This is a genomic window from Gordonia sp. (in: high G+C Gram-positive bacteria), from assembly GCF_012515855.1.
In the GTDB taxonomy this organism is placed as follows: domain Bacteria; phylum Actinomycetota; class Actinomycetes; order Mycobacteriales; family Mycobacteriaceae; genus Gordonia.
In genome coordinates this window covers 1-11,100 of sequence record NZ_JAAYXO010000217.1, presented here as the reverse complement: position 1 = coordinate 11,100, position 11,100 = coordinate 1, and the positions used below count along the sequence as shown (strand labels likewise).

Annotated in this window: 9 protein-coding genes; 8 read left to right on the top strand and 1 reads right to left on the bottom strand. The window is 68.5% G+C overall.

Annotated elements, in window-relative coordinates; genetic code table 11:
* Positions 1 to 490: FAD-binding oxidoreductase (locus tag GX543_RS15895; RefSeq protein WP_290853328.1), on the bottom strand; the 490-nt coding region annotated here is incomplete at its 3' end.
* Positions 491 to 627: 137 nt separating this feature from the next.
* Here GX543_RS15895 and GX543_RS15890 point away from each other — a divergent pair.
* From GX543_RS15890 to GX543_RS15855, 8 genes are all read left to right on the top strand, one after another.
* Positions 628 to 1,458: an alpha/beta fold hydrolase gene (locus tag GX543_RS15890; RefSeq protein ID WP_290853327.1), complete on the top strand. Its 831-nt coding sequence runs from the start codon at positions 628 to 630 to the stop codon at positions 1,456 to 1,458.
* Between the two features lie 211 nt (positions 1,459 to 1,669).
* Entirely contained in the window at positions 1,670 to 2,362 is a 693-nt protein-coding gene (locus GX543_RS15885) for a S1 family peptidase (protein ID WP_290853325.1), read from the top strand.
* Positions 2,363 to 2,555: 193 nt separating this feature from the next.
* Entirely contained in the window at positions 2,556 to 3,551 is a 996-nt protein-coding gene (locus tag GX543_RS15880) for an ADP-ribosylglycohydrolase family protein (protein WP_290853323.1), read from the top strand.
* Between the two features lie 154 nt (positions 3,552 to 3,705).
* Entirely contained in the window at positions 3,706 to 4,356 is a 651-nt protein-coding gene (locus GX543_RS15875) for a hypothetical protein (protein ID WP_290853322.1), read from the top strand.
* Between the two features lie 80 nt (positions 4,357 to 4,436).
* A complete protein-coding gene (locus GX543_RS15870; protein ID WP_290853321.1) occupies positions 4,437 to 5,900 on the top strand; it encodes a DUF3375 domain-containing protein in 1,464 nt (487 codons plus the stop codon).
* On the top strand, positions 5,897 to 6,505 hold the full coding sequence (locus GX543_RS15865) for a DUF4194 domain-containing protein (RefSeq protein WP_290853319.1): 609 nt from the start codon (positions 5,897 to 5,899) through the stop codon (positions 6,503 to 6,505). The genes GX543_RS15870 and GX543_RS15865 overlap by 4 nt, the downstream gene beginning before the upstream one ends.
* Complete coding sequence (locus GX543_RS15860; RefSeq protein WP_290853317.1) at positions 6,502 to 9,795, top strand: ATP-binding protein; 3,294 nt, start codon at positions 6,502 to 6,504, stop codon at positions 9,793 to 9,795. The genes GX543_RS15865 and GX543_RS15860 overlap by 4 nt, the downstream gene beginning before the upstream one ends.
* Entirely contained in the window at positions 9,792 to 10,937 is a 1,146-nt protein-coding gene (locus GX543_RS15855) for a DUF3322 domain-containing protein (protein WP_290853315.1), read from the top strand. The genes GX543_RS15860 and GX543_RS15855 overlap by 4 nt, the downstream gene beginning before the upstream one ends.
* Positions 10,938 to 11,100 lie beyond the last annotated feature (163 nt).

Genomic DNA, 11,100 nt, shown 5'->3' with positions numbered 1-11,100 from the left:
GCACGTAGTCGGTGGTGACGCCGTACTTCACGCAGCACAGCCCGCCCGCGTTGGTCGCCACGTTGCCGCCGATGGTGCAGATCTCGAACGACGACGGGTCCGGCGGGTACCAGAGCCCCTTGTCGGCGGCGGCCTGCTTGACCTCGGCGTTCAGCATGCCCGGCTGACTCACGGCGGTGCGCGTGGCGGTGTCGATGGTCAGTTGGCGCATCTTCTCGGTGGAGATGAGCACCGCGCCGTCGACCGCGGTCGCGCCGCCCGACAGGCTGGTTCCCGCGCCGCGCGTGGTGATCGGCACGCCCGCGTCGGCGCACCAGCGAACGGTGGTCTGCACGTGCTCGGTGGTCATCGGTCGGACCAGCGCCAGCGCGGTCCCCGCGTCGGGGTCGTTGGCGCGGTCGAATCGGTAGGCGGCGAGGATGTCCGGATCGACGATCACCATCCCGGCGGGCAGAGCATCGATCAACAGCGCGAGGTCGGGTGCGGTCATGACTTCACGATAGGCATCGGTCGGCCCTGGGCCATTGCTTTCCGCCCCCGACGCCCCTCCCCATCCAACAAATATCTATGTAACGTTGAGTCACACCAATTGTCGAGTATCAACAGTGCCGAGTACGGGAGCGCGACATGCAGACATTCTCACGGGCAGGCCTCACCTTCGACGTCGCCGATTCCGGAACCCCCGACAACGGAACGGTGGTCCTGCTCCACGGATTTCCGCAGACGTCCCACTCCTGGCGCAAGGTGACCCCGATCCTGAACGAGCAGGGATACCGGACCATCGCACCCGACCAGCGCGGCTATTCTCCCCTGGCCCGTCCGCGCGGACGCTTCGCCTACCGCATCGGCGAGCTCGTCTCCGACATCGAGTCGATGATCATCCAGTCCGACTCCGCGACCGTGCATCTGGTGGGCCACGATTGGGGCGCCCAGGTGGCGTGGATGCTCGCTGCGACGCGGCCGGACCTGATCAGCACTCTCACCACCGTCTCGGTCCCGCACCCGGCCGCGTTCGTCGCGTCGATGACGCAGAGCGACCAGTTGCGTCGTTCCTGGTACATGGCTGCCTTCCAGCCGCCGAAGCTGCCCGAGTTGATGATCGCCCGCAAGCCTGAGATCTTCGACAAGATGCTCGCCGCGACGGGCATGGACGCGGCGATGATCGCCGATACCCATCGGCTGGTCGTGGACTCTGGAGCACTCACCGGCGGACTCAACTGGTACCGCGCGATCCCGTTCAGCACACCGGGCGCGATCGGGCGACCGATCACCGTGCCGACCACCCATGTGTGGAGCGCGGGCGACACCGCCCTCGCCCGCAAGGGCGCCGAGTTGGCAGGCGAGCACGTCGCCGCCGACTACCGACTCCGCATTCTCGAGGATGCGACCCACTGGATCCCCGAACAGAATGCTCCGGAACTGGCCGAGACCATCCTCGAACGAATTCGCAGCATCTGACGAACCACGACCCTCTTGGCAGGCCAGAGCACTTTCGCACAACACGCCGATGAGCTTTGAAGTCGATGTACGGGTGTGCTTCACTCCAAAGACGATTCCGGCATTGTCCGGTTTCGCACTGGGGAGGAAGGCGCCGGCCTTCTACAACGGACTGGCGTACCTCTTGCGCCGCAACCGATTACACCGACCGGCGCACATTGTGGGGAGACAAATGAAGGCCATTCGTAGAACTCTGCTGCTCGTTGGAGCCGCGCTGCTCGCACTGAGCCCGGCCGCGGTCGCGACCGCGGCCCCCATTGCCAATGTCGGCGGAGGCAGCGGCATCGTCATCGACGGCCGCGCGCTGTGCACCATGACCACCGTCGGCAACGACCGCGCCGGTCGTCTGGTCGGGCTCACCGCCGGCCACTGCGGCAACCTGGGCTCCGCGGTCAGCCTGGAACGCAATGCTCGCGCGGGCGTCATCGGACGCATCGTCACCAAGAGCAAGAACTGGGACGTCGCCGTCGTCCGCCTCGACACGAGCCGCGTCCGCGGAGTCCGCAACGTCGGGAAGGCGCACATCGGCGGTGTCGGCACGTACCCGCAGCCGTTCGCGAACGTGTGCAAGTCCGGCCGCACCACCGGCTTCTCGTGCGGTCCGACCCTCGCGATCGAAGGTGCCTCGACCATCAACTACGTGTGCTCAGCTCGGGGCGACTCCGGCGGCCCGATCATCAGCCGCGGCCGCGTGGTCGGCATGCTGAACGGCTCGCTGCGCCTCGCCGGTCCCGGCACCTCGGTCGAGTGCATCGACCCGGCGTTCCCGGTCTACACGCCGATGGTCGCCACCAAGATGACGGACATCGTCCGCGTGCTGAACGCGACGCCCACCGCCATCGGCTCGGGCTTCCGCACCCTGTAGTCGGAAACCTGTAGTCGGAACAGCAGCTGACGACCCCGTGACGCCGAGCGTCGCGGGGTCGTTCTGTTCGGTGCCCTGACCGGGTGTCGGCCCTGCGCCGTTGCCCCATGCGGTCAGGCGTCTGGGAACGGCATCGCGCGCATCGGGAACCTGTCGCGGACGAGGTGTCAGACCCCTCGCCTAGTTTATGTGCATGACCGGATCTGCACTCTCCCCAGCACAGCTCGACCGCGCCCGCGGCACCTTGGTCGGCGCGGCCGTGGGCGACGCCCTCGGCGTGCCGTACGAGTTCGCCGCACGCCTCAGTTCGACAGCCGTCCCCGAGATGCTCGGCGGCGGCCTCGGCGACTTCGCTCCCGGCGAGTGGAGCGACGACACGTCGATGCTCATGGCCATCGCGCTGGCCGGAGCCGCGCATCGCGAGCTGCTGTCCGCCGCCGCACTCGATGCCGTCGCGACCGGGTTCCTGGACTGGTACAGCTCGAACCCGCCCGACATCGGGATCCAGACGCGCGGGGTCCTGAGCGACACGCAGCGCGCGGTGAGCGCCACGGAATCGGTGGCCGCCACGATGACCGCCGCCTCGCGTCAGGTCTTGGTGCACAGGCCGAACGCTGCGGGCAACGGCGCGCTGATGCGCACCGCGCCTGTCGCCCTGGCCCACCTCGACGACCGTTCGGCGCTGGCCGACGCCGCGCGTGCGGTCGCCGCACTGACGCACGCCCACGCCGACGCCGTCGAATCGTGCGTCCTGTGGTGCGAGTCGATTCGCGTCGCGATCCTGACCGGCGAACTCCGTCTCGACTCCGGTCTCGATCTGCTTGCCGCGGACCGTCGCGACTGGTGGGACGAGCGACTCCGCGAAGCCGCCGACCAGGATCCGCGCACCTTTGAGCGCAACGGATACACGGTGTATTCGTGGCAGGCCGCGGCGTCGTCGGCCGCCCACGCGCAAGCCTCGGGCGCCGACCGATACCGTGACGCGGTGTTCACCGCGATCCGTATCGGCGACGACACCGACACGACCGCTGCCATCACCGGCGCGCTGATGGGCGCGGTCTGCGGTCTCGACGCGATCGATGAGCAGTGGCAGCGCAACGTTCACGGCTGGCCGCGTCGCGACGGCCAGGCGTCCACCGTCGACGACCTCATCGCTGCCGCGGACGCCGCCGTTCGGCATCGCGGCTGATCGCTCGCGCGACCGACCAGACCCGCGCGGCCTCCTATAGTGGGCGGCGGGAGACCGATCGGCGTGAGGAGGACCGTTGCTGAACAACCCGACAACGCCATCATCCGCGGGACTCGATCCCGACGGGGTGGTCCGCCTCCGACGTGCCCCGTCGATGCCCTCCTCTCAGATCCACCACCACGTGCCCGGCGCACAGTTGCTGCCGGGCGCCCTCACTGTCGAACAGGACATCGTGTGGGTGTTCCCCGGCCTCGCGTCGTCGTCATTGACACCCCACGTCGTGCGGGAACACGTCCGTGAGTCGTGGGCGTACACCGTCGGTGCGGTGTTTCACCGTGCGATCGTTCAGCACGCGCACTTCGGGAGCGAGTGGGTCGACGGCCTGCGCCACGCCGCGCAGACCGCCGTCGACGAGCTGTACACGATCCGCGCATCCAATATCCCCGTCGTCGAGGTGGTCGCAGGCTTGGAGACCCCCATCGACCTCTTCGGCGCGCCCGACCGCGGACTGCTGCGCGCCGTGGAGTGGGGATTCAGCGCGGAGTACTACCTCGCCGACGCCTACGGTGACACGTTCCGGATGTCGTCTACCGACCTTGTTCGCTATCGGTCGCGCGCCGCGCTCTTCGGTCAGGAGTGGGCGCTGATGCAGCACCGCCTGCCCCTGCTGACGCAGCACTACGTCGGTTCCGCGGCCGACATCATCGAACTCTGGACCAACGAGCAGCCGACGTACACCTCGACCTTTCGCGCGCAGGCGCAGGACCTGAGCTACCGACTCGCCTCGCAGTTCGCGGAGCGGTGACGCGGCAGCGACCCGGCTTCGCCGAACTGTCGTAGGCGCATGCCAGTATGTGCCTGGACGGCGAAGCGGAGGGAGTAGCGATGTCAGCGATCGGAGACGTACACCAGCGCAAAGCGTTGCGCGAGGAGAACCCCGGATGGGTCCTGCTGTGCTCCGCCAACGCTGCCACCACCCTGACCCTCCTCGGACGGCACTTCCGCGACGGCGTCCGAAGCATCCCGGCGCCCGAGTTGTTCGATCTCCTGGACGCCGATCTGGAACAGTTGCGCGACGACGGTTGGGATCTCCCTCGCTCTGGTCAGGGCTACTGCGCGGACTGGGTTCGCGAGGGCTACCTGCTCCGGCGGGCGCGCGGTTCTTCGCGCGAGGAGTCGATCGAACCAACCGAAGGCACCTTCGCCGCGATGGCGTTCGTGGCGGGACTGACGTCCACCACCAGCACCGTCACCGAGTCCCGTCTGACCACCCTGGCGACGCAGCTGGCGGCGCTCGCCCGCGACACCGACCCGAGTGTCGAAACGCGGCTGGCCCGGCTCCAAGCGGAACGCGACGAGATCGACCGCCAGATGGCCATGGTGCGTTCCGGCGACTTCCCGGTGCTCGAGGGCGGGCGCGCCATCGAACGATCGCACGAGATCCTATCGCTGGCCTCCGAGATCCCCGGCGACTTCGCTCGGGTACGCACGTCGTTCGACGAACTCAACCGCACGCTGCGAGCCCGCATCCTCGACGAGGACTCCGACCGCAACGACACTCTCGGCGACGTCTTCCGCGGCGTCGACCTGATCGGCGATTCCGACGCGGGCCGCAGCTTCACCGGTTTCTACGACACCATCCTCGACGCCGGCCGGTCGGCCCAGATCGACGACGCGATCAGCACGATCCTCGATCGCCCGTTCGCCGCCGATCTCACCGCTGCCGAACGCCGTGGATTTCGGGCGCTGCTGACCGACATGGAGAACGCCGCCGCCGAGGTCCACGACACCATGACGTCGCTGTCCCGATCGCTCCGTCACTTCGTGCAGTCCCGCGCGTACGAGGAGCACCGCAAGCTGCAGCAACTCATCCGCACCGCGCAGCAGCACGCTCGGGGCGTGGCGCAGGTCCGCAGACCCTTCGACGTCCTCGACCTCGAACTGGTCCGCGTCGGCATGAGCATTGAGTCCGTCGCCGCGCTCAAGCCGCACAATCCCGCCGACGACCGCGTGGTCGACGAGATCGAGATCCACGAGTCGGGCCTCGCTGATCTCGCGGAACTACGACAGCTGGTCCGCGAATCGGAGATTGACTTCGACGAACTGGCAGGCAACGTCGCCGCGTCGTTGGCCACACGGGGTCGCGCCAGCGTCGGCGACGTCCTCGCCGACCACGCGGCTACCCAGGGGCTCGCCTCCGTCGTCGGTCTGCTGGTGCTCGCCGTTCGACACGGTCATCCGACCCCCGATTCCGAGGACGTGCAGTGGACGTCGGTGAGCGGCGCGCGACGTCGCGCCACCATCGTCCGTCACGTCTACGATCCGACCGCCGAGGAGTTCGCGCGATGACCGCCCACGACGTCGACACCAGCGACGAGACCGCCACCGCGACCAGCGAGCTCGCCGTCGACACCCGACGCGCGCTGGTCCAACTGCTCAAGGGGCCGCTGATCACCGCGGCCAAGCACCCGGACGTCTGGCGTACGGTACTGCGCGACGAGAAGATCCTGCGGTCGCGGGTCGCCGACGTGTTCCTCGACCTGGTGGTCGACGACGAGAACCAGCTCGCGTTCACCCGTCCCGCCGACACCGGCGACATCGACGCGCCCACGGTGCTCCGGACCGAACGTCTCACGTTCATGGACACCGTCATGCTGCTTGCGCTACGACAGCTGCTGCTCCGATCGCAGCCCGGCGAGCGGGTGATCGTCGACCGCGACGAGATCGCCGAGCAGCTGGAGGTGTACCGCCGTCACGCCGACACCGACCCCGCGGGCTTCCGCAAGCGGATCAACGCGTCATGGACCAAATTGACCAAGTACTCGATCCTCTCCACGACCACCACTGAGGACCGCATGGAGATCTCCCCCGTCCTGCGCCAGTTGTTCGACGCCGACCAGATCGCCCTGGTCGCCGGAGAGTTTCAGCGGATCGTCGACGAGGCAGACCGGTGAGCGACAATCATCCGGGGCAGCATCGCCTCGCGCGCGTTCAGGTGGTCAACTGGGGCACCTTCGACGGCTACCACCAGTTCCCGGTGGCGCGACGCGGCTTTCTCATCACCGGTAATTCCGGCTCCGGCAAGTCGACGCTGCTCGACGGGATCTCCGCCGTCCTGATGCCCTCCGGCAGCGTCAAGTTCAATGCCGCCGCACAGGAGACGGACAAGTCCGGCCGCAACCTGGTGAGCTACATCCGCGGTGCGTGGCGCCGCGACACCGATGCCGATACCGACACGCTCGTCAGCAGCTATCTCCGCGACGGCGCCACCGTCTCGGCCATCGCGCTGACCTACCGCACCGACGACGACGGCACCCCGACCACCCTCGTCAAACTGATGCATCTCGGGCGAGGCAAGAACGCGGCGTCCGACGTCAGTCACCTGCACCTGTTGCTAGCCGACGAGCTCGACGTCACCGACCTGCTGCCGTACGTCACAGCGGGCATCGACACCCGCGCCATCCGAAAGCAATGGCCCAACGCGGACGTCAATCCTTCGTACTCGCCGTTCGCCGCCAAGTTCCGTCGCAGACTCGGCATCTCCACCGAGGGCGCTCAGCGGCTGCTGCACCGGACACTGTCGGCGAAGAGCCTGGGCAGCCTCGATCAATTGTTCCGCGACTTCATGCTCGACGTGCCACGGACCTTCGCGCTCGCCGACCGTGCCGTCGAACAGTTCCAGGATCTCCGCGAGGCGCACCGGGTGGTGGTCGATGCTCGCGAGCAGGTCGAGATGTTAGCGCCGCTGACCGCGCTCGCCGACACCCGCCGCACCTCGCTGGCCGTGGTTCAGGAGACCGAGCAGGAGCAGCTCTACGTCGACGCCGTGTACGCGCGTCGGATGCTCGAGATCCTGCAGCGGGAGGTGGCGTCGCTGAGCGCGCAGACGCCACTGCTACAGCAAGCCGTCGATGACGCCCGCCGTGAGGCCGAGTCCACCGACCGGGCCCGTCTCGATGCGCTTGTGGCCGTGGAAGGCGTGGGCGGCGGACGGTTGTCGGTGCTCACCGCCGAACGCGAACAGGGCGCCAAGACCATCGACCGCATCAAGCGACGCCGCGATCAGATAGCGCACGCCGTCGCCGCGTGGAACGGCGAGGTTCCGGCTTCCGCCGAGGCGTTCACCCGACTGGTCGGCGAGGTGAAGAACCTCGTCGACGAGAGCCGCGGCAGTCACGAGGACCGTCGCGCCGAGCAGTACGACCTCTCGGGCCGACGGTCCGCCGCCCGCACTCTGCGCGCCGAGCTCGAAGCCGACCGGACGGCGCTGGCCCGACGGCGCTCCAATATCGACCCCTCACTGCTGCGCGCCCGCGAGTTGCTGTGCACCGATACCGGGCTCACCGAAGACCAGCTGCCGTTCGGCGGTGAGCTCCTCGAGGTGCTGCCCGACGAGACCGCGTGGGCCGGCCCCATCGAACGCGTTCTCGCCGGCTTCGGCCGCACCCTGCTGGTGCCGGAGGAGCACTACCGCACCGTCGCCGGGGCCGTCGACGCCGCGCACCTCGGAACCCGCCTGGTCTATCTGCGCGTTCGCCCGACTGCCGCGAGTCCCCGCAGGACCGGTTCGGCGTCCCTGGTGCGAAAGGTGGCCGTCGCACCCGGTCCGCTCCAGACTTGGCTGCACGTGCACCTGGCGGAGTCGTTCGACTACGCCTGCGTCGAGTCGGTCGCCGACTTGGCCGCCGAGAAGCGCGCGGTCACCAAGTCCGGCCAGGTGAAGCATTCCAGCCAGCGGCACGAGAAGGACGACCGTCGACGGATCGACGACCACAGCAGGTGGGTGCTCGGGTTCGACAACGAGGCCAAGCTCGCCGACCTGCGACGGCGTCTCGCGGACCTCGACGCGCAGATCGCCGGCTGGTCGGCCCGACTCCAGTCGATCGACACCAACGAGCAGCAGCGTAACGCGCAGATCCGAGCCGCCCAGACGGTGCTCGACGCCGAGTGGTCGGATATCGACATCGCTTCTGCCGAGGCGGAGCTGGCGGCGATTGTCGACCAGATCGGGCGCTGGGAACAAGACAACCCCGAGCATTCGACGCTCTCCCTTCGACTCGACGCCGCAGTCGATGCGGCGCGCGCCGCGGCCGACTCACTCACCGCGGCCACTGCTCGCCGAACTCAACACGGCCACGAGGTCGAACGCCGGGAGAAGCGGATCGCCGCAGCGGCCGAAGCCGGAGATCAAGAGGTCCCGGACGATGTCGCGGGACGCCTGGAAGCCCGGTTCGCTGCCACGAACCGACGGCTCACCAGTGAGAACATCGATGCGGCACGCACCACCGTCGATCGCGCGATCGCCACCGAGAACAAGTCGGCTCAGGCCCACCTGGCGGCGTCGCAGACCGCGATCACCCGGATCCTCACGCAGTATCTGGCTCGGTGGGAGTCGCGCGGCGGAGAGTTGCAGGCCGATTCGGAGTACGTCGACGACGCCCTCGTGATCCTGGGGCGGCTCCGGTCCGATGGACTGCCGCACTACGAGACCCGGTTCTTCGATCTCCTCAACGAGCAGTCGGCGCGGAACATCGGCGAGATCGCCCTCGCCGTCCGCAAGGCGCCCGCCGACATCCGCGCGCGGATCGAGCCGGTCAACGAGTCGCTGCGGCATTCGCCGTTCGACACCGACCGCTGGCTCAAGATCTCCGTTCGGGAGAACCGGTCGCCGGTAGCCACCGAGTTCCTCGACGAACTCTCGGCCGTCACGGGAAAGTCGTGGAGCGAGGAGGATCGCGCGGCCGCCGAAGACCGCTTCCTGCGGATGTCGCGGCTCCTCGAACGACTCGGCTCACGCGACCCCGCCGACGGTCGCTGGCAGAAGCAGGTGCTCGACACCCGTCTGCACGTGCGATTCATCGGAGTCGAGTTCGACGCCGACGGCGAAGCGACCAACTATCACGACTCGAGCGCCGGTCTGTCGGGCGGCCAGGCTCAGAAGCTCGTCTTCTTCTGCCTCGCCGCGGCGCTGCGCTATCAGCTCGCACCGGACGGGAGCGGCATGCCCCGGTACGGAACGGTGATCCTCGACGAGGCCTTCGACCGCGCCGACGCCGCGTTCACCCGCCGCGCGCTCGACGTGTTCACCCAGTTCGGCTTTCACCTGGTGCTCGCCACCCCGCTGAAACTGCTCCAGACCCTCGAGGACTACATCGGCGGCACCGCGACCATCGCGATCCGCGACAGCAGGCAGTCCACCATCAACCTCGTCGAGTGGGCCGACATCGAGGACGGCCGACCGTGATCCCAATTTCCGCGGTACGCGAAGCCGCCCGCAAGGCCGTCCGCAGTCGCCTGCGCGACTGGCTGACCGATCCCGACGGCGCGGCCGACGCCACCGTGCGGATCGCGCTGCATCCACCCACCGAGTCGGCGGTCGCCGACGACCCCGACGCCGCCCGCAACTGGGTTCGGGCGTGGCGGTCGTACGACGGGCCCGGCACCGTCGACCGTGAGACCCGTCGCTGGCGCAGCTTCGGCGAGCAGACCGTCCCGGTGCGGGTCACACTGTCCGGGGTCGAGGAGATCTGTCGGGCGGCGGGCGAACTCACGCGGTGGCGTCGCCTGGTCGATCGCCGCGCGAGGCTCCTCGCGGTGGCGCCGAGCCCGGGTCTGTTGGCGGCGGTAGTCGGCGAACGCAATCAGTGGGACGCACTCGACGATGCCGACTTCGACCGACTGCTCGCCATGCTGACGTGGCTGCTGCAGAATCCGCAGTCGGGGATGCTCATCCGACAGCTGCCGGTCGACGGCGTCCACACCAAGTGGCTGGCCGCGCACCGCCCGCTCGTGGAACGGCTGGTGGAAGGAGCCCGGGGGTCGCGCGACCTCGGCATCCACGCCGCACCGCGCCTCATCGAGATGGCGGTGCTCGATGAGGCGCTTCTGCCTGCCTGGCCGCGGATCATCGCCGCCCCGGTGGCCGATCTGGCCGCGATGGCGGTGGCGCCGACCACCGTGCTGATCGTCGAGAACCGCGAGTGCCTGCACGTGCTGCCGGACGCGCCGGAGACCATCGCGCTCGTCGGGTCAGGCAACGCGCTGAGAACGCTGTCGCAGATCGGCTGGCTCGCCGACGCCGACGTCGTCTACTGGGGCGATCTCGACCACGCGGGCATCGTCTTCGTCGGACGTCTACGCCGAGCGGTGCCCGGCCTGCGCAGTGCGATGATGGATCTCGACACCTTCCGCACCTGCGAACACCTCGCCGTCGACGGCAAGCTCATCGCCGACAACACCGACCTGCCACTGACCGACGCCGAACGGTCCGCCCTCGACGTGGTCGTCGACGAAAGGCGACTGCTCGAGCAGGAACGCATCCCGTGGGGCTGGGCTCAAAACAAGCTGATCGAAGCCGGTGTGCCCTTCACCCCGCCCGTCGAGTAGGCACTCCGCAGTGCGACCGTGACAACGGCCACCGCCGCTCCCCCGATACCCTGTCCAGGTGCAATTCGACGAGATCGTCGCGGTCCGGAAGGGCAACGCGGCATGGCGGCTGCTGCGGGCCGACAACGCCCCGCTGCTGCTCGCGTTCCTCGGTCGGGTCTTC